Genomic DNA, 19,938 nt, shown 5'->3' with positions numbered 1-19,938 from the left:
CCTGCTTTCACCGCGTTACTGCTGCGGCGTCGGCTCCGTTTGTGCTGCTTCGTTCAGGAGCGCCTTCGCCGACAGACGCACACGACCCTTCTCGTCCGTCTGGATGACCTTGACCTTCACTTGCTGGCCTTCCTTCAGGTAGTCGTTGATGTCCTTGATACGCTCGTTGGCGATTTCGGAGATGTGCAGCAGACCATCCTTGCCCGGCAGCAGGTTGACGATCGCGCCGAAGTCCAGCAGCTTGAGAATCGTGCCTTCGTAGACCTGGCCAACTTCGACTTCCGCCGTGATGTTCTCGATGCGCTTCTTCGCTTCAGCCATGCCTTCGCTGCTCGTGCTCGCGATCGTGACGACGCCGTCATCCGAAATGTCGATCGTCGTGCCCGTTTCTTCCGTCAGCGCGCGAATCACCGAACCGCCCTTGCCGATCACGTCGCGGATCTTTTCCGGATTGATCTTGATGGTGATCATGCGCGGCGCGTAGTCGGACAGTTCCGTGTTCGCACCCGAGACAGCCGAGGTCATCTTGCTGAGGATATGCATGCGGCCTTCCTTCGCTTGCGCGAGCGCGACCTGCATGATTTCCTTCGTGATGCCCTGGATCTTGATGTCCATCTGCAGTGCCGTCACGCCAGCTTCCGTGCCCGCCACCTTGAAGTCCATGTCGCCGAGGTGATCTTCGTCGCCGAGGATGTCGGTCAGCACGGCGAACTTGTTGCCTTCGAGGATCAGGCCCATCGCGATGCCGGCGACGTGCGCCTTCATCGGCACGCCGGCGTCCATCAGCGCGAGGCAGCCGCCGCACACCGAAGCCATCGACGACGAACCGTTCGATTCCGTGATTTCCGACACGACACGGATCGAGTAGCCGAACTCTTCGGCGCTCGGCAGGCACGCAACCAGCGCGCGCTTCGCCAGACGGCCGTGGCCGATTTCACGGCGCTTCGGCGAGCCGACGCGGCCCGTTTCGCCCGTCGCGAACGGCGGCATGTTGTAGTGGAGCATGAAGCGCTCGCGGTATTCGCCTTCGAGCGCGTCGATGATCTGTTCGTCGCCCTTCGTGCCGAGCGTCGCAACGACCAGCGCCTGCGTTTCGCCACGCGTGAACAGCGCCGAGCCGTGCGTACGCGGCAGGACGCCCGTGCGGATTTCGATCGGACGAACCGTGCGCGTGTCGCGGCCATCGATACGCGGCTCGCCGTTCAGGATCTGCGAACGGACGATCTTCGCTTCGATGTCGAACAGCACGTTGCCGACGGATGCTTTGTCCGCTGCCACCGTGCCCGCTGCCGCTGCTTCTTCTTCGAGCTTGGCTTGCGTGGCTGCGTAGACGGCCTTCAGCTTCGTCGAGCGAGCCTGCTTGTCGCGCGTCTGATACGCCGACAGCAGTTCGTTGCCCGCGATTTCGTTGACGCGCGAGATCAGTGCTTCGTTCTTCGGCGCCGCTTGCCAGTCCCACTCGGGCTTGCCGCCTTCACGGACCAGTTCATGGATCGCGTCGATAGCCGTTTGCATCTGCTCGTGACCAAACACGACAGCGCCCAGCATCACGTCTTCCGGCAGTTGATCCGCTTCGGATTCGACCATCAGCACCGCGCGCTCCGTACCGGCCACGACGAGGTCCAGACTCGATTCCTTGACTTGCGAACGGGTCGGGTTCAGCACGTACTCGTTGTTGATGTACGCGACGCGCGCAGCACCGACGGGACCGTTGAACGGCAGGCCCGACACGGCGAGTGCAGCCGATGCGCCGATCAACGCGGGGATGTCAGCGGGGACTTCCGGGTTGATCGACATCACGTGGATGACGACCTGCACTTCGTTGTAGAAGCCTTCCGGGAAGAGCGGACGCAGCGGACGGTCGATCAGACGCGAAATCAGCGTTTCGCCTTCCGACGGACGGCCTTCGCGGCGGAAGAAGCCGCCGGGGATCTTGCCTGCCGAGTAGGTCTTTTCGATGTAATCGACGGTCAGCGGGAAGAAGTCCTGGCCCGGCTTTGCCGTCTTGGCGCCGACGACAGTCGCCAGCACGACGGTGTCTTCGACGTCGACCAGCACGGCACCGCTCGCCTGGCGGGCGATTTCACCCGTTTCCATGCGGACCGTATGCTGGCCCCACTTGAACTCTTTGACGACCTTGTTAAACAGAGACATTTGTCCTCCTTGATCTTTTGGTCATGCCGCGCAAAACCGCGCGCGGCACCGTCAGGACCGGACCTTTCGGGTAGAGGAGTGTTATGCCATTCCAGAGAATCACGTGGATGCAACCATTTGCACGCGAACCGCTGGAATGACACAGCGCCCTACCCTGAAGCCCGGCTTTATTTCGCTTTACCCGCGGCGCAACCGGCACGCCTGACGGGTGGTATCAACGGCAAACCTCACACGAAGCGCACCGTTGAAAAACAAAATGCCTGTATCAGCGGAACTGACACAGGCATCTTGCTGACAGAAAGTCCGATGCGCCGGATTACTTACGCAGACCCAGCTTCTCGATCAGAGCGCGGTAACGGTCAGCGTCCTTGCCCTTCAGGTAGTCGAGCAGCTTGCGACGACGGCTCACCATGCGCAGCAGACCGCGGCGGCTGTGGTGGTCCTTCGTGTGGGCCTTGAAGTGAACCGTCAGTTCGTTGATACGCGTGGTCAGCAGAGCGACCTGAACTTCGGGCGATCCGGTGTCGTTAGCAGCGCGTGCGAATTGCGCGACGACGTCGGATTTCTTGGTGATTTCAGCTACGGACATGTTGATTTCCTTTGAATCGACAGGCGGTCACGGAAGAAAGGCCGTGCCGTGGTTACAACAAAACGAGTCGCGTATTGTAGCACAGCCCATTCATCCGGCGAACCCCACGGTTTCGGGCCGTGCTTCTGCCCAGGCCTGAATCCGGCCGCGGCTGGACGTTCACGGGCCGCTCAGGGCCGCTTCATCCGGCATGTCGTGGGCGGCACCGTGCGCTCGGGCGGCAGCGCCAGCACCGTTCTGAAGCCGTAACCCGAGCCTTCGTTGTCGAAATGGACGCCCGGCGTGCCTGCCTTGTCCATTTCCATCACGTAAAGGGGCTGGATCAACTGGTGGTCGTCGGCACGCATCCACGACGCATGAAAACCGTTGTCGTACTTCATCCCTTCCAGCGCCTTCGCGACCTTCTCCGGCTGCGCGCTGCCCGCACGGGTCATCGCCGCCGCCAGCATCTCAATCATCAGCGGCATGCGCAGCACGGGATAATCGTCCTGCGCAGCCGGGAAACGCTGGCGGAACGACGCGTACCACGCGTCCGACGCCGCGCCGCCCGCGTTCGGATGCCAGTCGGCCACGGCGATCACGCGCTTCACGCCCGCGTCGCCAAGCGCGGCGGGCGCGCCCAGACTGTTGCCGTAGAACGTGTAGAACTTCGTGTCGAGGCCCTGCTCGCGAGCAGCCTTGACGAGCAGCGTCAGATCGTTGCCCCAGTTGCCCGTGATCACCGCGTCCGCGCCGCTCGCGCGAATCTTCGCGATGTAGGGCGCGAAATCCTTCACGCGTCCGATCGGATGAAACTCGTCGCCGACCACCGCGACATCCGGCCGCTTCGACGCGAGCGCGGCGCGCGCCAGCGTGCTCACGTCATGCCCAAAGCTGTAGTCCTGATTCAGCAGATAGACTTTCTTCACCGACTTGTCGCTCTGGATGACATCGGCGAGCGCGTCCATCCGCATGCCCGCGTGCGCGTCGAAGCGGAAATGCCAGAAGCTGCAGTTCGCGTTGGTGAGCGCCGGGTCGTCGGCGGAATAGTTGAGGAATAGCTCGCGGTTGTCCGGCTCGCGCGTGTTCTGCTTGTCGATCGCCGTGAGCAAGGCGGCAGCCACGGCCGAACTGTTGCCTTGCGCGATGAAACCGATGTGTTTGTCGGCGGCTGCGCGCAGTTGCACGAGCGCCTCTTCCGCGCTGCCCTTGCTGTCCAGCACGACGAGCTCCAGCGGATGCACGCCGTCCGCCAGTTTCACGCCGCCGCGCGCGTTGACCGTTTCAACGCCGAACCGCAGGTTCCGCTCGACAGCCGCGCCGGCGTTCGCGAACGGGCCGGACATGCCTTCGATCATCGCGATACGGATCGGCGCGCCTGCCTGCGCACCCTGAGCATGCACATTGGCTGCAGGAATCGTCGTCGCGGCCAGCGTCATCGCCGTCACTATCGCTTTTGCCCACTTTGCTTTCATCAGCGTCTCATCTGTCGATCGAAGCGCGGATCATAGGACGGCGTGCGGGCCGCAAGCAAGCGAATCGCGCGCGAAGGCCCGTCCCGGCGGGCGAATGCCCGAAAATCTTTTGACGCGGCGCGTGTCAAAATATCAGCCTAGAAGAACAACCACTCATCGAACACCACCGGAGGTGTCATGTTCAACCGCCTTTCATTCGTGCGCCCGGCGCGCGGCGCGCTAGCGGCTCTCGCGTGCGCCGTGACGCTCGCCGGCTGCGCGCAGCCCTGGCAGAACTATCAGGCGGGCGCGGATCAGTCGACGATCGTCGCCCGCCTCGGTCCGCCGCGCGAAGTGTACGACCTGCCCAACGGCGGCAAGCGCCTGATGTGGCCGACGCAGCCGATGGGCGAAACCACCACGGCCGCCGACGTCGACGCGTCGGGCAAGATCGTGAACGTGCGCCAGGTGCTGCAGCCGAACGAGTTCTATCGCGCGGAAATCGGCAAATGGACGCGGGACGACGTGCTCGTCAACTTCGGACGCCCGGTCGAAACGAACTATTTCCCGCTGATGAAGCGCGAAGTGTGGACGTATCGCTATCTGGAAGACAACGTCTGGTACATGATGTACAGCTTTTATTTCGACGATCAGGGCATCCTGCGTCTGACGCAAAAGACGCCCGATCCGCTGCACGATCCGGATCGCCGCAGCCTGTTCTGAGTTGCTTCGGCGCCAAACGGAAAAGCCGCCTCGCGAGGCGGTTTTTTCATGATTCTTCCTCACGCGGCCGAAAAGAAAAACCCCGCCGCGGCGGGGTTTTCTCATTGCGACTGAATGCGGCCAACGCGGATCAGATTTCCGAGCGTTGCGGATTCAGCTTGTCGTGACCGGCATACAGACGGTTCAGCGCCGAGATATACGCCTTCGCCGATGCGGCGACGATATCCGGGTCCGTGCCGACGCCGTTCACGATGCGCCCGGCCTTCGACAGACGCACGGTCACTTCACCTTGCGCCTGCGTGCCCGTCGTAATGGCGTTGACCGAGTACAGCAGCAGTTCCGAGCCGCTGCCCACTTCCGTTTCGATCGCGTTCAGCGTTGCGTCGACGGGGCCGTTGCCGTTCGCTTCGCCGACCACTTCCTTGCCCGCGACCGAAAACACGATGCGCGCATGCGGACGCTCGCCCGTTTCCGAGTGCTGCGACAGCGACACGAACTTGTAATGCTCCCGCTCCTGCGCTTCGGCCGATTCTTCCGTGACGATCGCGATAATGTCTTCGTCGAAGATTTCGGACTTGCGGTCCGCGAGTTCCTTGAAGCGCTGGAACGCGAGGTTCAGTTCGGTTTCGCTGTCGAGCGAGATGCCCAGTTCCTGCAGACGCTGCTTGAACGCATTGCGGCCCGAGAGTTTGCCGAGCACGATCTTGTTCGCGGTCCAACCCACGTCTTCCGCGCGCATGATTTCGTAGGTGTCGCGCGCCTTCAGCACGCCGTCCTGGTGGATGCCTGACGCGTGCGCAAACGCGTTCGCGCCGACTACCGCCTTGTTCGGCTGCACGACGAAACCCGTGATCTGCGATACGAGCTTCGATGCCGGCACGATCTGCGTCGTGTCGATGCCGAGTTCGAGGCCGAAATAGTCCTTGCGCGTGCGCACCGCCATCACGATTTCTTCGAGCGACGTGTTGCCTGCGCGCTCGCCGAGACCGTTGACCGTACACTCCACCTGACGCGCGCCGCCGATCTGCACACCTGCCAGCGAGTTCGCGACGGCCATGCCGAGGTCGTTATGGCAGTGAACCGAGAACACGGCCTTGTCCGAGTTCGGAATGCGTTCGCGCAGCGTCTTCACGAGGTTGCCGTACAGCTCCGGCACACCGTAGCCAACGGTATCGGCGATGTTGATGGTCGTCGCGCCTTCCGCGATGACGGCTTCGAGCACGCGGCACAGGAAGTCCATGTCCGAGCGGCTGCCGTCTTCCGGCGAGAACTCGACGTCATTCGTGAACTTGCGCGCGAAACGCACGGCCAGCTTCGCCTGCTCGAACACCTGGTCGGGCGTCATGCGCAGCTTCTTTTCCATGTGCAGCGGCGACGTCGCGATGAACGTGTGGATGCGGAAGTGATCGGCGGGTTTCAGGGCTTCGGCGGCACGCTGGATGTCCTTGTCGTTCGCACGGGCGAGCGAGCAGATCGTGCTGTCCTTGATCATGCCGGCGATCGTGTGGATCGCGTCGAAGTCGCCGTTCGAGCTGGCGGCGAAGCCGGCCTCGATCACGTCGACTTTCATCCGTTCGAGCTGCTTCGCGATACGGATCTTTTCTTCCTTCGTCATCGACGCACCGGGCGATTGTTCGCCGTCACGCAACGTCGTATCGAAAATGATGAGCTTGTCTGCCATCTCGGGTCTCCAGGGGGATTCGGTCAATTTGAATTGGAAAACGGAATTCGAGTGTTTGCGCCATCACCGCAGACGACGCTAAACAACAAACGAGGCAGACGGAGGGCGAAAACGATCAGCGCGGCAGGCGCGCTAGAGCTAGCGAGCGTAGTAGCTTGCCGGCTTGAAGAGACAGGAAGGGGAACTTGGAAAGTGCCATGCCAGAGACTATAGCGGCAATGCCGGAAACGTGCAATTGGGGGCCCTGCGGGCCGGGCTTTTTGGTTTGGTTTTGGGTTTTTGCTGCGCGGGCGGTTTGGTTTAGGTGGCTTTGCGCTGGTATTCGGGTTGGCGCCTTCGCGGCGCGGGCGGTTTTGTTTGGTGTTTTGGGGTTTGCGGTGGCATCGGCGTTACCGTGTTTCGGCCTTTTCGCTGGCATCCGCGTTACGGTGTTTGCGCTTCAAGCGTCGCCCCTGTGCGGGGCGGCACCTACTTTTCTTTGCCGCCGCAAAGAAAAGTAGGCAAAAGAAAGCGGCTAACACCGCCAACATTTCTTCTTGCCTGAGGGCCCCCAACGGGTTTTACGCTTCACACGGCAGCATCTCTGTTCGCGTTCGTTGCCAACGCTTCGAATGACCGCCTCACCCACTTCAAACACCCGAACAAGAGCTAGCGGCAGCGAATGGTCTGCGCCGCCCAGGTGGCAAACTGTGTGTAGGTTGTCGCGGCGTATAACTCGGCGCTGTTACAGGGTGGGACGCTTGCCCTGTCGGTCCGGAGTGAGGCGTGCGGAGCACCTTGGGCCTACACACAGTTTGCCACCTGGGCGGCCGTTGAATATCTGGTACGGCACGCTGCGACGCTGGTGTGTGAAGCGGGTGATGCGCTGGATTGGAGCGTTGGCAACGAACGCGAACAGGAAAGTTGCCGTGTGAAGTGAGGGACCGGTTGGGGTCCCTCAGGCAGGAAGAAGAACTAGCGGTGTTAGCCGCTTTCTTTTGCCTACTTTTCTTTGCGGCGGCAAAGAAAAGTAGGTGCCGCCCCGCACAGGGGCGACGCGTGAAGCGCGCTAACAAAACGCGGATGCCAGCGAAAACCCAAAAAAACCAAAACCAGCGTCGCAGACAACCAAAACCCACTAACCCGGCCGCTGCGAGGAACGAGCCGGATTCCCCATCCCCCTAACCACGCGATACGCCCAAAACACATACCCCGACAGGCCATAAAGCACAAACAGCCCAAACAGCATCAAAGGCGGATCAGAAGAAACGAGCACAAACGCGACCACAACAAGCAAAATCGCCGCAAACGGCACGCGATGCCGCACATCCAGCGCCTTACCGCTATAAAACGGCGCATTCGACACCATGGTCACGCCCGCGTAAATAGTCAAAGCAAAAGCAACCCACGGCAACCAGACCAGTTTCAAAGGCACGCGATTATCGGTAGCAAGCCAGACAAAACCAGCGATCAACGCAGCCGCAGCCGGGCTCGGCATGCCCTGAAAAAACCGCTTATCGACGACACCAATATTCGTATTGAACCGCGCCAGCCGCAACGCCGCGCCCGAGCAATAAACAAACGCCGCGAGCCAGCCCCAGCGCCCGAGATCCTTCAGAATCCACTCATACATCACAAGCGCCGGCGCAACGCCAAACGACACCATGTCCGACAGACTGTCGAACTGCTCGCCAAAAGCGCTCTGCGTATGCGTCATACGCGCAACACGCCCATCCATGCCATCGAGCACCATCGCGACAAAAATCGCAATCGCAGCGACTTCAAAGCGCACGTTCATCGCCTGCACGACGGCGAAGAACCCGCAGAAAAGCGCCGCTGTCGTGAACGCATTGGGCAGCAGGTAAATCCCGCGCTTGCGCAGAAACTGCTGTCGCGCGGCGCGCCGGCTGTCGATCACGGATTCCGTGACGGCGGACGGCTTGTTGCGCCTGAACGGTCGCGGCTGCGGCGCACCGCTGCTACGAGGACGACGCGGTTTGAATGCGGCCATCGAACCCTCCCTGTGCCGCTTTATAGTTCAGCCAGAACCGTGGACGAAGCCGAAACCTTCTCGCCGATCGACACACGCGGGCGGCTGCCCACGGGCAGATACACGTCGACACGCGAACCGAAGCGGATGAAACCATAGCGCTGGCCGCGCGTGAGCGGCTCGCCCGCCCTGACGTAGCAGAGAATGCGCCGCGCGATCAGGCCCGCGATCTGCACCGACGTCACCGTCGCGCCGCTCGCCGTTTCGATCACGACCGCGTTGCGCTCGTTTTCCGTCGACGCCTTGTCGACAGCGGCGTTCAGATATGCGCCCGGAAAATATTCGACCTTCGAGATCGCGCCATCCACGGGCGAGCGCTGCGAATGCACGTTGAACACGTTCATGAACACGCTGATCTTCAGCGCTTCACGGTTCGCGTACGGATCATGGGCGGTTTCGACAGCGACGATGCGGCCGTCGGCCGGGCACAGCACCGCGTTGGCCTGCGTCGGAATGGGACGTGCCGGATCGCGGAAGAACTGCACGACAAAGATGAGCAACAGCCAGAAAATCCAGGCAATGCCGAACCCTGCGATGAAGTGGATCAACAACGCAACGACGGCCGCGATGGCAATGAACGGCCAGCCTTCGCGCGCGATGATCGGATGAGGGTAATTCATAAATGGGTTCAGTCTTTTTGTAAAACCGTAGGATAGCAAAAGCCGTCCAGGGTTCAGCACACCTGGACGGCTTTTTGACGCTTCCGGCGCATTTCGTGCGCCGGAGCAAGAAAAACGGGCAGATTAGTTCTTCGACTGATCGACCAGCTTGTTCTTCGCGATCCACGGCATCATCGCGCGCAGCTTCGAGCCGACCTGCTCGATCTGGTGCTCAGCCGTGATACGGCGACGCGATTGCAGCGTCGGCGCGCCAGCGCGGTTTTCGATGATGAAGCTCTTCGCGTACTCGCCCGTCTGGATGTCCTTCAGGACTTCCTTCATCACCTTCTTCGTTTCATCCGTGATGATGCGCGGACCCGTCACGTACTCGCCGTACTCGGCGTTGTTCGAGATCGAGTAGTTCATGTTCGCGATGCCGCCTTCGTAGATCAGGTCGACGATCAGCTTCAGTTCGTGCAGGCACTCGAAGTACGCCATTTCCGGCGCGTAACCCGCTTCGACCAGCGTTTCGAAGCCAGCCTTGATCAGGTCGACCGTACCACCGCACAGCACGGCTTGCTCGCCGAACAGGTCGGTTTCCGTTTCTTCACGGAAGTTGGTTTCGATGATGCCGGCACGGCCGCCGCCGTTCGCCGCTGCGTACGACAGCGCGATGTCGCGTGCTGCGCCCGACTTGTCTTGCGCAACTGCGATCAGGTGGGGCACACCGCCACCTTGCGAGTACGTGCCGCGCACCGTGTGGCCCGGGGCCTTCGGCGCGATCATGATGACGTCCAGATCCGCGCGCGGGATCACCTGGCCGTAATGCACGTTGAAGCCGTGCGCGAACGCGAGCGCCGCGCCCTGCTTGGCGTTGCCATGCACTTCCTTCGCATAGACTTCGGCGATCTGCTCGTCGGGCAGCAGCATCATCACGACGTCAGCGCCCTTTACGGCTTCTGCCACTTCCTTCACCGTGAGACCAGCGTTCTCAGCCTTGCTCCACGATGCGCCGCCCTTGCGCAGACCGACCGTGACGTTCACGCCGCTTTCCTTCAGGTTCAGCGCGTGCGCATGGCCTTGCGAGCCATAACCGATGATGGTGACCTGCTTGCCTTTGATGAGGGAGAGGTCGGCGTCCTTGTCGTAGAAAACTTTCATGTCTGTTCCTTGGCGAAATTCAGAAAAATGTTGCGTGTGTAGTGCTTGGGCCGGGCGCTTGACGCAACGCCCGGCGCGGATCGAACCGATATTGCCGGGTCGTTAAACCTTCAGGATACGCTCGCCGCGCCCGATGCCGGAACCGCCCGTGCGGACCGTTTCGAGAATCGCGGTGGCGTCGAGCCCTTCGATGAACGCGTCGAGCTTTTCGCTCGCGCCCGTCAGTTCGATCGTGTAGGTCTTTTCGGTGACGTCGATGATGCGGCCGCGGAAAATATCCGACATCCGCTTCATCTCCTCACGCTCCTTGCCGACCGCCCTAACCTTGATCAGCATCAGCTCGCGCTCGATGTGGGCGCCCTCTGTCAGGTCGACCACTTTCACCACCTCGATCAGGCGGTTCAGATGCTTCGTGATCTGTTCGATCACGTCGTCCGAGCCAATGGAAACGATGGTCATGCGCGACAGCGAACGGTCTTCGGTCGGCGCCACCGTCAAGGTTTCGATGTTGTAGCCGCGTGCGGAAAACAGGCCAACCACACGCGACAGCGCGCCCGGTTCGTTTTCCAGCAGTACGGAAATAATGTGTCTCATGTTCGCTTCTTCCAGATATCGATGTATGCGATGCGTGCGTTCCGCACTGCTCCGCCCGCGCTCACCTTTTGTGGAGATGTGCATGACGGAGCCGGCGCAGGAAAGCGCTCGTTATAGATCTTCCGATCCGAGGAGCATCTCTGTGATGCCCTTGCCGGCCTGGACCATCGGCCAGACGTTTTCGGTCGGATCAGTCTGGAAGTCGAGAAACACCGTGCGATCTTTCAGGCGCAGTGCTTCCTTCAACGCCGGTTCCACGTCAGCGGTCTTTTCGATCCGCATGCCGACGTGGCCGTACGCTTCGGCGAGCTTCACGAAGTCAGGCAGCGCATCCATGTACGAATGCGAATAGCGCTTGCTGTATTCGATCTGCTGCCACTGGCGCACCATGCCCAGATAGCGGTTGTTCAGCGAAATGATCTTGACGGGCGTGTCGTACTGCTTGCAGGTCGACAGCTCCTGGATACACATCTGGATCGAGCCTTCGCCCGTGATACAGAGCACGTCGTCGTCCGGGTGCGCCATCTTGACGCCCATCGCCGCCGGCAGGCCGAAGCCCATCGTGCCGAGACCACCGGAGTTGATCCAGCGGCGCGGCTTGTTGAAGCGATAGAACTGCGCCGCCCACATCTGGTGCTGGCCGACGTCGGAACACACGAAGGCATTGCCGTCCGTCAGTTCCCACGCCTTTTCCACCACGTATTGCGGCTTGATGATCTCGCTCTTGCGGTCGAACTTGAGACAGTCTTTCGAGCGCCAGGCTTCGATGTCCTTCCACCAGTCGGCGAGCGCCGCGGTGTCCGGGCCATGCTCGGCCGTCTGCAACTGCTCGATCAGTTCCTTCAGCACTTCCTTCACGTCGCCGACGATGGGGATGTCGACCTTCACGCGCTTCGAAATCGACGAAGGGTCGATGTCGATGTGAATGATCTTGCGCGGACGCGACGAAAAGTGCGCCGGGTCGCCGATCACGCGGTCGTCGAAACGCGCGCCGATCGCGATCAGCACGTCGCAGTGCTGCATCGCCATGTTGGCTTCGTACGTGCCGTGCATGCCGAGCATGCCGAGGAATTTCTTGTCGCTCGCGCGGTAGCCACCCAGGCCCATCAGCGTGTTTGTGATGGGATAGCCGAGCAGATCGGCGAACTGGTTCAGTTCGCGCGATGCATCCGCGAGGATGATGCCGCCGCCCGTGTAGATATACGGACGCTTGGCCGACAGCAGCAGCGCGACGGCCTTGCGGATCTGGCCCGAGTGGCCCTTCGTGACGGGGTTGTATGAGCGCAGCGACACGCTCTTGAGCGGTTCGTACTGGCAAGGCGCCTTCGACACGTCTTTCGGAATGTCGATCAGCACCGGGCCGGGACGACCGGTACGGGCGATATAGAAAGCTTTCTTGACGGTGGCAGCGAGATCGCGCACGTCCTTCACGAGGAAGTTGTGCTTCACGCAGGGACGCGTGATGCCGACGGTATCGCACTCCTGGAACGCATCCTGACCGATCGCAGCAGTCGGCACCTGGCCGCTGATGACCACCATCGGGATCGAGTCCATATAGGCCGTCGCGATACCCGTCACCGCGTTGGTGACGCCGGGGCCGGAGGTCACGAGACAGACGCCGACCTTGCCGGTCGAGCGCGCGTAGGCGTCGGCGGCGTGAACCGCGGCCTGCTCGTGGCGCACGAGGACGTGCTGGAATTTGTCCTGCTTGTAAAGCTCGTCGTAGATGTAGAGTACCGAGCCGCCGGGATAGCCCCAGACGAATTCGACGTCTTCGTCGGCCAGTGCCTTCATGAGCACGGTGGCGCCGATAGAGTCAGCTTCGTGATGTGGAGTGGTATCCGACGTGGAGAATTCCGCGCTGGGCATATTCATCGTTCACCTTTCGAATTTTCGGCAAAAAATTGATCGGGTGCTCTCTGCCGGGCTTGTGGCTCGGGTTCAAGCGGCGCGTCCAGTTTGACAGGAAGGCTTCTTGGGCCAACCTCAAATGAGACAAGTCACTTATGTTGCGAACCGTAGACGATATCTACGATATGTCCGATGGTCAAGCAAATATTTCCATGATTGACGGCAAACCCGCTTTCGTCGTCCACTTCTGACCGGTTTACATACGCGTTACGCGCACCTTGCGGTCGCCTTGACGAAAGCGGCATATTTCGCGGCCCAAAGCCGATACTGGGCAAAAGCCTGCGGCGTTTTTCCCCGGTGCGGGTGAAAGTTTGTTAGCATCCGCGAGTTTTACGACATTTTTCGACCGATTCCGCGCACACTCGCTGCGCCGACCCCCAACGGATGGCATCAGACAAGGAACTCGCCGATTTTCTGGCGGGCGTCGAAAGGCGCGCGTTCAAGCAGACGGTCTACGCCGTGCGGGACGATGACGCGTCGCTCGACATCGTGCAGGACGCGATGATCAAGCTCGCCGAAAAATACGGCGACCGTCCTCCCGCTGAGCTACCGCTTTTGTTTCAGCGTATTCTCCAGAATGCGATGCACGACTATTTCCGTCGGCAGAAGGTGCGCAATACCTGGGTGACCCTGTTCTCGTCGCTGGGCAACGCCGACGACGAAGACTTCGACCCGCTGGAGACGTTCGAAAGCCAGGACGGCTCGACGGGTGTGGAAAGCAGCGAGCAGCGGCTCGAACGCGAACAGGTCCTGCAGTTGATCGACGACGAAATCCAAAAGTTGCCGGCTCGTCAACGGGAGGCGTTTCTGATGCGTTACTGGGAAGATATGGATGTCGCTGAGACTGCCGCCGCGATGGGCTGCTCGGAAGGCAGTGTGAAAACGCACTGCTCGCGAGCCACGCACACGCTGGCGCAAGCGCTCAGGGCCAAAGGAATCACGCTATGAGCTCCGCTCCCGAAACAAAAGAACTCGAGTTTGCGCTGCAGCTTCGGCGCGCTCTCGACGAAAACGCTGCCCGCATTCCGTCCGCCACGACCGACCGGCTCGCCGCGGCGCGCCGCGCCGCCCTCGCTCGCAAGAAGCCTGAAGCCGTGCATGCGCCTGCTTTCGCGCCCGTGTTCGTCGGCGCGGGGACGCTTGCCCACATGCCGCAACCGGAACCGTCGCGCCGTCTGCCGCGCCTGCGCAAGCTCGCGCTCGCCTGGCCGGTGCTCGCGCTGGTCATCGGACTCGCGGGTATCGCGTGGTGGGAAGACCACCAGCGCACGGCCGAGCTCGCCGATATCGATGCCGCCATGCTGAGCGACGACCTGCCGCTCAATGCCTATCTCGATCACGGGTTCAACGCGTACCTGACGCGTAACCACTGACCGGGGAGAGTTGACGGGTGAGTTACAAGCGCGGCCTTGCCGTTGTATCCGGATGCGTGATTGCAGCCTTGGTGTCATTCGCCGCCACCTATCCGCGCTTCTACCCGACACCCACGCCTGTCGCGGCGCCCGCCAGCGGTACACCCGCGAAGGCGGCCGCGCCGGCGTTGACGGTCGACCTGCCGGGCTTGCCCATCTCGACCAGTCCGCTCGCGTGGTCGAAGCTTTCCAACGCCGAACACGTCGCGCTCGCGCCGTTTGCAGTGCAATGGGACGCCTTCAGCGAGGAGCGCAAGCGCAAGTGGCTGAAAATTGCGTCGCGTTATCCGAAGATGACGCCGGAAGCGCAAAAGGTATTGCACGAGCGCATGGCGGAGTGGGTGCGCATGACGCCTGAGCAGCGGCGCGTCGCTCGCGAAAACTATCAGGTCTCGAAAGAGCTGCCGCGTGAAGCGCGCCAGAACGCGTGGAAGGCATACCAGCAGCTGCCTGAAGAGCAGAAGCAAAAACTTGCTGCCAGCGAGCGCAAGCGCCGGCCAACGGTCGTCAGCGCGCCGCCTTCGGGCAAGTCCGAGATCAAGGACATCAACCGGCTGGTGAACGGCAAGGACAAGCTCGCGAGCGTGCCTGTGCCGCCGGCGACGGCAGGCGCCTCCGCCGGCGTCGCGGCGCCCTCGCCCGGCGCGCCCGCCATTCCCGCGACCGGGAGCTTCGTGCCGGCGACGCCGACGCCCGTCTCGCCGTCCGACGCGCCGTCCATCTTCAACGGCTCATAATCCCTCTGCGAGCCTGCGTCGCGGGCTCATCAACGGCAACCGAGGCCTCGCCCGTGTCCACTTCCGTCGACTCTGCAGCCGTGCCGCTCCCACCCGAATCCGTAGAACCGTCGATGCCGACTGTGCGTCGGAGGCTTGCCGCGCTGATGTATGAAGGTGTGCTGCTGTTTGGCGTGGTGTTCCTGGCGGGGTATCTGTTTAGCACGCTTACGCAGCAGCGCAATGGGCTGACTCATCACAACTGGCTCGCGGCCTGGGTGGGGCTGGTGGTCGGGGTGTATTTCGTCTGGTTCTGGACACACGGCGGCCAGACGCTGCCGATGAAGACCTGGCGATTACGGGTGGTGGCCGCCAGGGATGGCGGGCGACTTTCTGTGCTGCGCGCGGTGGTGCGGTATGTGTTTGCGTGGTTGTGGTTTTTGCCGCCGTTGGCGGTGCATCCGCTTTTTGGACTTACGGTGCCGCAGACGCTGATTGTTGCTGTTGTGTGGTTCGTTTTATATGCCGCCGTTGGCCGGGTCGGCGTGAATCGACAGTTTCTGCATGACCGGTTGGCGGGGACTGCGGTTATTTCGCTACCGCGGTGAGTTTTTTGCCTGCGGCGGTTTTTTGCTGTTGATGCGGGGTTTGCTCCTTTGCAGTTTGGTGTGCTTGGGTTTTCGCTGGCATCCGCGCTATGGTGTTTGCTGCGCGAGCTCCGGCGCGGTGTGTTTGCCTTTGCGCTGGCATCCGCGTTTTGTTAGCGTGCTTCACGCGTCGCCCCTGTGCGGGGCGGCACCTACTTTTCTTTGCCGCCGCAAAGAAAAGTAGGCAAAAGAAAGCGGCTAACACCGCCAACATTTCTTCCCGCCTGAGGGACCCCAACCGGTCTTACGCTTCACACGGCAACGTCCTTGTTCGCGTGTGTTGCCAACGCTTCGAATGAACGCCTCACCCACTTCAAACACCCGTACACGAGCTAGCGGCGGCGAATGGTTTCTGCCGCCCAGGTGGCAAACTGTGTGTAGGTTGTCGCGGCGTATAGCCTAGCGCTCTTACAGGGTGGAACGCGTGCGCAATCGGTCCGAAGTGAAGCGTGTGAGGTGCTACGGCCTACACACAGTTTGCCACCTGGGCGGCGGAGGACATCTGGCACGGCGTGCTGCAACGCGGGTGCGTGAAGTGGGTGATGCGCTGGATTAGAGCGTTGGCAACGAACGCGAACAGGCAGGTTGCCGTGTGAAGTGTGGGACCGGTTGGGGGCCCTCAGGCAAAAACTAGAACTGGCGGTGTTAGCCGCTTTCTTTTGCCTACTTTTCTTTGCGGCGGCAAAGAAAAGTAGGTGCCGCCCCGCACAGGGGCGACGCCTGACGCACGCTAACAAAACGCGGATGCCAGCTAAAACGCCAACACACAAAACGGCAACGGCAACGCGCGCAGAGTCCCAATATCGGTGGTGGCGTTGCTGTCGCTACAAATCGAATTGACGGCCGTACCCAGCCCGGCGGCGACCCTCGCGACGCCCATCACGCCAACCATCGCGGGCGTCACGATGAACGAAAGCATCCGCCCTCGCGCGATCACGAACCCATCAATCGCAACGTTGCATCAAGCCGACAATTGCCGATACGTAATAAGAACTTCTCGTGAATGTCACGGCTCCGTCACGCAGCAATGGCGCAATGCGGGTACTGCAACTCGACGCGTGAGCCATGGACAACAACACGTCCGCGACTTCCCTCTTCCGCCAGAATGGCCCGAGCGTCGATCCCGTCGCTTTCGGCCCCCGCACCCCCTCAGTTGGCCTGCCGCCGCTCCCGCATCTGCCGGTGACGCCAACACCTTCTGAAAGCGATCACGACGACGGTCACGAGAATTCGCACCGCTATCGCACCATCTGGCTCTCCGACATCCATCTCGGTTCCGGCGGCTGCCAGGCGAACTATCTGCTCGACTTCCTGCGCCATAACGAATCCGAGTACCTGTACCTCGTCGGCGACATCATCGACGGATGGCAGTTGAAGAAAGGCTGGTACTGGCCGCAGGCGCACAACGACGTCGTGCAGAAGATCCTGCGCAAGGCTCGCAAGGGCACCCAGGTCGTGTACATCCCCGGCAATCACGACGAAGGCGCGCGCCAGTTCTGCGATCTCGCGTTCGGCGACATCCACGTGCGCGGCGAAGCGTTCCACACCACGCTGCAGGGCAAACGCCTGTGGATCGTTCACGGCGATCTGTTCGACGGCGTGATCCAGCACGCGAAGTGGCTCGCGTATCTCGGCGACACGCTCTACACGATGATTCTCGTGCTGAACCGCTGGTTCAACCGCATCCGCATCAAGCTCGGTTTCCAGTACTGGTCGCTGTCGCAGTACCTGAAGCATCAGGTGAAGAACGCGGTGAACTTCATCTCGGCGTTCGAGAACGTGATGACGGATGAAGCGCGCCGCCGCGGCTGCGACGGCGTCGTGTGCGGGCACATTCACAAGGCCGAGATCCGCGAGATCGACGGCGTGCTGTATTGCAACGACGGCGACTGGGTCGAGAGCCTGTCGGCGCTCGTCGAGACCTACGAAGGCGAGCTGAAGGTCATCTACTGGACCGTGATGCGCTCGCCTGAAGCGAACACGACGAAAGCCCGCGCCACAGCGTGAGCGCACACCATCACCACTACGAGAGGGCCAATCGCATGAAGATCATGATCGTCACCGATGCGTGGGAACCGCAGGTCAACGGCGTCGTTCGCACGCTGAAGAACACGACGCGCGAACTGACGGCGATCGGCCACAAGGTCGATCTGTTGACGCCGCTCGAGTTCAAGACGATTCCGTGCCCGACGTATCCGGAGATTCGCCTGTCGCTGATGCCGCGACGCCACTTGCGCCAGCGCATCGACGAGTTCCAGCCGGACGCGCTGCACATCGCGACGGAAGGCCCGCTCGGGCTGGCAGCGCGCAAGTATGCGATCGAGCACAAGCTACCGTTCACGACGGCCTATCACACGCGCTTTCCCGAATACGTCGAGGCGCGCTTCGGCGTTCCCGTCGCGTGGACGTACCGCTTCCTGCACTGGTTTCACAAGGCATCGCTTGCCGTGATGGCGCCGACGCCGGTCGTCAAGACCGACCTCGAAAAGTTCGGCTTCACGAACGTCGTGTTGTGGACGCGCGGCGTCGATCTCGAGATTTTCCGGCAGATGGAATCGAAGGTGCTCAACACCGCGCGGCCGATTTTTCTGTACGTCGGGCGCGTGGCCGTCGAGAAGAATGTCGAAGCGTTCCTGAAGCTCGATCTGCCCGGCTCGAAGTGGGTGTGCGGTGAAGGCCCGGCGCTTGCCGAACTGAAGTCGCGCTATCCGGCCGCCAACTATCTCGGCGTGCTGACGCAGGCCGAACTCGCGAAGGTCTATGCGGCCGCCGACGTGTTCGTGTTCCCGAGCAGGACCGACACGTTCGGTCTCGTGCTGCTCGAAGCGCTCGCGTGCGGCACGCCTGTCGCGGCGTATCCTGTGACGGGTCCGATCGATGTACTCGGCGACGGTGGCGCGGGCGCGATGCACGAAGACTTGCGCGAAGCTTGCCTGCAGGCGCTGAAGATCGATCGCAACGATGCGCGCGCGTGGGCCGAACGTTTTTCGTGGGCGGCTGCGTCCGAGCAGTTCGCTGCGCATCTGAAGCCGCTGTCGCGTCCCGCTTACCGAGAGGAAAGCGCCGCCGCCTGATCCGCCCGACGCGCAAGCGCCCTCACTTCTCGCTACGCCCATGCAAACGAGACAATCGAACGCATTGCGCGCTCCGCAGGAATCGCTGCGCGACGCGAAGGCGGCAGTGTCGAACGCGGAGCCGTATGGCGAACCGTTCGATGATGTGCATGATATGCACGAGGACGGCGCGCCGCAGGCGCGGGCGCGGTATGCTGGAGAGTCCAGCTCCACTCCTGTTTCTGCCATGTCATCTACTACGCGCGATGCCGCGCAAGCTCGCGAAGACGCGCTGAATGGCGCGAAAGCCGATGCGCCGGAATCGCTCGAGCCATTGGGTCCCGATGATCCGCTCGCGCCGCTGCCCTTCAATCCATACAAGGGCAATCGCGGGATCACCCGCGCGTGGCATGCGATGAAGAATTCGTTTGCCGGGTTTCGGGTTGCGATTCGTGAGGAGAGCGCGTTTCGGCAGGAGCTGACGTTGGCGGCGATTCTTTTGCCGTGCGGCGTTTTGGTGCCTGTTGAGCCGGTGTCTCGTGTGCTGTTGCTGGGGTCTGTGTTTCTTGTGCTGATTGTCGAGTTGCTCAACTCTAGCGTTGAGGCGGCTATTGATCGGATTTCGCTCGAGCGGCATGAACTGTCGCGGCGTGCGAAGGATCTTGGTAGCGCCGCTGTTATGGTTGCGCTTTTTATCTGCGTGATGACGTGGGGTTTGCTCGTTGGGCCGCTTGTTGTGCGTTGGGTGAGTGGGTGGGTTCGGGCAATGCAGTAGATTTCGTTTCGATATGTCTGCGACGCTGTGACGGTTTGCTTTTCGCTGGCATCCGGGATTTGCCTTCGTGTTTCATGCGTCGCTGTTCGGTGTTTTGGCCTTTGCGCTGGCATCCGCGTTTTGTTCGCGTGCTTCACGCGTCGCCCCTGTGCGGGGCGGCACCTACTTTTCTTTGCCGCCGCAAAGAAAAGTAGGCAAAAGAAAGCGGCTAACACCGCCAGTTCTTGTTCCTGCCTGAGGGCCCCCGAAGGTTCTTACGCTTCACGCGGCAACGCACCAGTCCGCGCTCGTTGCTAACGCTCTCCCTGTACGCCTCACCCGCTTCATGCACCCGCGTCACAGCACACCTTGCCAGATAGTCCACCGCCGCCCAGGTGGCAAACTGTGTGTCGGCCCCTTGTGCTCCACACGCATCACTTCGGACCGATAGCGCACGCGCTCCACCCTGTCAGAGCGCCGAG

General features: G+C 61.5%; 18 protein-coding genes. 8 read left to right on the top strand and 10 right to left on the bottom strand.

Features of this window, described 5'->3' with window-relative positions:
• Positions 1-15: 15 nt before the first annotated feature.
• The 3 genes from pnp to BLT65_RS41910 all read right to left on the bottom strand — a co-directional run bounded on the left by pnp (position 16) and on the right by BLT65_RS41910 (position 4,197).
• On the bottom strand, positions 16-2,154 hold the full coding sequence (gene pnp / locus BLT65_RS41920; RefSeq protein WP_091789908.1) for a polyribonucleotide nucleotidyltransferase: 2,139 nt from the start codon (positions 2,152-2,154) through the stop codon (positions 16-18).
• Between the two features lie 316 nt (positions 2,155-2,470).
• Positions 2,471-2,743 (bottom strand): 30S ribosomal protein S15, encoded by a 273-nt coding sequence (rpsO, locus tag BLT65_RS41915; protein WP_007588169.1) that lies wholly within the window; start codon positions 2,741-2,743, stop codon positions 2,471-2,473.
• A 170-nt stretch (positions 2,744-2,913) separates the two neighbouring features.
• Positions 2,914-4,197, bottom strand: a complete 1,284-nt coding sequence (locus tag BLT65_RS41910; RefSeq protein WP_091789905.1) for a branched-chain amino acid ABC transporter substrate-binding protein — start codon at positions 4,195-4,197, stop codon at positions 2,914-2,916.
• 177 nt (positions 4,198-4,374) lie between these two features.
• Here BLT65_RS41910 and BLT65_RS41905 point away from each other — a divergent pair, with 177 nt between their 5' ends.
• Positions 4,375-4,899: a hypothetical protein gene (locus BLT65_RS41905; protein WP_091789902.1), complete on the top strand. Its 525-nt coding sequence runs from the start codon at positions 4,375-4,377 to the stop codon at positions 4,897-4,899.
• A gap of 130 nt (positions 4,900-5,029) precedes the next feature.
• Here the strand turns inward: BLT65_RS41905 and BLT65_RS41900 are convergent, their stop codons facing one another.
• The 6 genes from BLT65_RS41900 to BLT65_RS41875 form a co-directional block, all read right to left on the bottom strand.
• On the bottom strand, positions 5,030-6,580 hold the full coding sequence (locus BLT65_RS41900; protein WP_091789899.1) for a 2-isopropylmalate synthase: 1,551 nt from the start codon (positions 6,578-6,580) through the stop codon (positions 5,030-5,032).
• Positions 6,581-7,697: 1,117 nt separating this feature from the next.
• Positions 7,698-8,570, bottom strand: coding sequence for a CDP-diacylglycerol--serine O-phosphatidyltransferase (pssA, locus tag BLT65_RS41895; protein WP_007588176.1), 873 nt, complete (start codon positions 8,568-8,570; stop codon positions 7,698-7,700).
• 20 nt (positions 8,571-8,590) lie between these two features.
• Positions 8,591-9,229 carry a phosphatidylserine decarboxylase gene (locus BLT65_RS41890; protein WP_007588177.1) on the bottom strand — a complete coding sequence of 213 codons (639 nt, stop codon included), beginning with the start codon at positions 9,227-9,229 and terminating at the stop codon, positions 8,591-8,593.
• A gap of 123 nt (positions 9,230-9,352) precedes the next feature.
• Positions 9,353-10,450: a ketol-acid reductoisomerase gene (gene ilvC / locus BLT65_RS41885; protein ID WP_224100115.1), complete on the bottom strand. Its 1,098-nt coding sequence runs from the start codon at positions 10,448-10,450 to the stop codon at positions 9,353-9,355.
• Between the two features lie 21 nt (positions 10,451-10,471).
• Positions 10,472-10,963, bottom strand: coding sequence for an acetolactate synthase small subunit (ilvN, locus tag BLT65_RS41880; RefSeq protein WP_007588180.1), 492 nt, complete (start codon positions 10,961-10,963; stop codon positions 10,472-10,474).
• A 111-nt stretch (positions 10,964-11,074) separates the two neighbouring features.
• On the bottom strand, positions 11,075-12,838 hold the full coding sequence (locus tag BLT65_RS41875; protein WP_042316827.1) for an acetolactate synthase 3 catalytic subunit: 1,764 nt from the start codon (positions 12,836-12,838) through the stop codon (positions 11,075-11,077).
• A gap of 420 nt (positions 12,839-13,258) precedes the next feature.
• Here BLT65_RS41875 and BLT65_RS41870 point away from each other — a divergent pair, with 420 nt between their 5' ends.
• The 4 genes from BLT65_RS41870 to BLT65_RS41855 all read left to right on the top strand — a co-directional run bounded on the left by BLT65_RS41870 (position 13,259) and on the right by BLT65_RS41855 (position 15,610).
• The gene (locus BLT65_RS41870) at positions 13,259-13,822 is read left to right on the top strand and encodes an RNA polymerase sigma factor (RefSeq protein WP_007588182.1); all 564 of its coding nucleotides are present in this window, start codon (positions 13,259-13,261) and stop codon (positions 13,820-13,822) included.
• The gene (locus tag BLT65_RS41865; RefSeq protein ID WP_091789896.1) at positions 13,819-14,247 is read left to right on the top strand and encodes a DUF3619 family protein; all 429 of its coding nucleotides are present in this window, start codon (positions 13,819-13,821) and stop codon (positions 14,245-14,247) included. The genes BLT65_RS41870 and BLT65_RS41865 overlap by 4 nt, the downstream gene beginning before the upstream one ends.
• A gap of 17 nt (positions 14,248-14,264) precedes the next feature.
• Positions 14,265-15,023, top strand: coding sequence for a DUF3106 domain-containing protein (locus BLT65_RS41860; protein ID WP_091789892.1), 759 nt, complete (start codon positions 14,265-14,267; stop codon positions 15,021-15,023).
• A gap of 113 nt (positions 15,024-15,136) precedes the next feature.
• Positions 15,137-15,610: an RDD family protein gene (locus BLT65_RS41855; RefSeq protein WP_091789889.1), complete on the top strand. Its 474-nt coding sequence runs from the start codon at positions 15,137-15,139 to the stop codon at positions 15,608-15,610.
• Between the two features lie 790 nt (positions 15,611-16,400).
• Here BLT65_RS41855 and BLT65_RS47515 read toward each other — a convergent pair.
• A complete protein-coding gene (locus tag BLT65_RS47515; RefSeq protein ID WP_167306648.1) occupies positions 16,401-16,568 on the bottom strand; it encodes a hypothetical protein in 168 nt (55 codons plus the stop codon).
• 146 nt (positions 16,569-16,714) lie between these two features.
• Between BLT65_RS47515 and BLT65_RS41850 the strand changes: the two genes are divergently transcribed.
• From BLT65_RS41850 to BLT65_RS41840, 3 genes are read left to right on the top strand one after another with little or no spacing between them, the layout of a single operon-like run.
• Positions 16,715-17,656 carry a UDP-2,3-diacylglucosamine diphosphatase gene (locus tag BLT65_RS41850; RefSeq protein ID WP_042316807.1) on the top strand — a complete coding sequence of 314 codons (942 nt, stop codon included), beginning with the start codon at positions 16,715-16,717 and terminating at the stop codon, positions 17,654-17,656.
• A gap of 35 nt (positions 17,657-17,691) precedes the next feature.
• The gene (locus BLT65_RS41845) at positions 17,692-18,723 is read left to right on the top strand and encodes a glycosyltransferase family 4 protein (protein WP_042316805.1); all 1,032 of its coding nucleotides are present in this window, start codon (positions 17,692-17,694) and stop codon (positions 18,721-18,723) included.
• Between the two features lie 40 nt (positions 18,724-18,763).
• On the top strand, positions 18,764-19,477 hold the full coding sequence (locus tag BLT65_RS41840) for a diacylglycerol kinase (protein ID WP_091789886.1): 714 nt from the start codon (positions 18,764-18,766) through the stop codon (positions 19,475-19,477).
• Positions 19,478-19,938: the final 461 nt, after the last annotated feature.

It is taken from the genome of Paraburkholderia steynii, from assembly GCF_900100565.1.
Taxonomy (GTDB): domain Bacteria; phylum Pseudomonadota; class Gammaproteobacteria; order Burkholderiales; family Burkholderiaceae; genus Paraburkholderia; species Paraburkholderia terrae.
Note: the sequence above shows the minus strand (reverse complement) of the source record. Positions and strands in the feature narration are given on the sequence as shown.

Coding starts and splice junctions, on each gene's coding strand:
- BLT65_RS41890 (WP_007588177.1), bottom strand. CDS start 9,229: ATGAATTACCCTCATCCGATCATCGCGCGCGAAGGCTGGCCGTTCATT.
- ilvN (WP_007588180.1), bottom strand. CDS start 10,963: ATGAGACACATTATTTCCGTACTGCTGGAAAACGAACCGGGCGCGCTG.
- BLT65_RS41905 (WP_091789902.1), top strand. CDS start 4,375: ATGTTCAACCGCCTTTCATTCGTGCGCCCGGCGCGCGGCGCGCTAGCG.
- BLT65_RS41840 (WP_091789886.1), top strand. CDS start 18,764: ATGCAAACGAGACAATCGAACGCATTGCGCGCTCCGCAGGAATCGCTG.
- pssA (WP_007588176.1), bottom strand. CDS start 8,570: ATGGCCGCATTCAAACCGCGTCGTCCTCGTAGCAGCGGTGCGCCGCAG.
- BLT65_RS41850 (WP_042316807.1), top strand. CDS start 16,715: ATGGACAACAACACGTCCGCGACTTCCCTCTTCCGCCAGAATGGCCCG.
- BLT65_RS41875 (WP_042316827.1), bottom strand. CDS start 12,838: ATGAATATGCCCAGCGCGGAATTCTCCACGTCGGATACCACTCCACAT.
- BLT65_RS41845 (WP_042316805.1), top strand. CDS start 17,692: ATGAAGATCATGATCGTCACCGATGCGTGGGAACCGCAGGTCAACGGC.
- BLT65_RS41865 (WP_091789896.1), top strand. CDS start 13,819: ATGAGCTCCGCTCCCGAAACAAAAGAACTCGAGTTTGCGCTGCAGCTT.
- BLT65_RS41900 (WP_091789899.1), bottom strand. CDS start 6,580: ATGGCAGACAAGCTCATCATTTTCGATACGACGTTGCGTGACGGCGAA.
- rpsO (WP_007588169.1), bottom strand. CDS start 2,743: ATGTCCGTAGCTGAAATCACCAAGAAATCCGACGTCGTCGCGCAATTC.
- BLT65_RS47515 (WP_167306648.1), bottom strand. CDS start 16,568: ATGCTTTCGTTCATCGTGACGCCCGCGATGGTTGGCGTGATGGGCGTC.
- BLT65_RS41870 (WP_007588182.1), top strand. CDS start 13,259: ATGGCATCAGACAAGGAACTCGCCGATTTTCTGGCGGGCGTCGAAAGG.
- BLT65_RS41855 (WP_091789889.1), top strand. CDS start 15,137: ATGCCGACTGTGCGTCGGAGGCTTGCCGCGCTGATGTATGAAGGTGTG.
- BLT65_RS41910 (WP_091789905.1), bottom strand. CDS start 4,197: ATGAAAGCAAAGTGGGCAAAAGCGATAGTGACGGCGATGACGCTGGCC.
- pnp (WP_091789908.1), bottom strand. CDS start 2,154: ATGTCTCTGTTTAACAAGGTCGTCAAAGAGTTCAAGTGGGGCCAGCAT.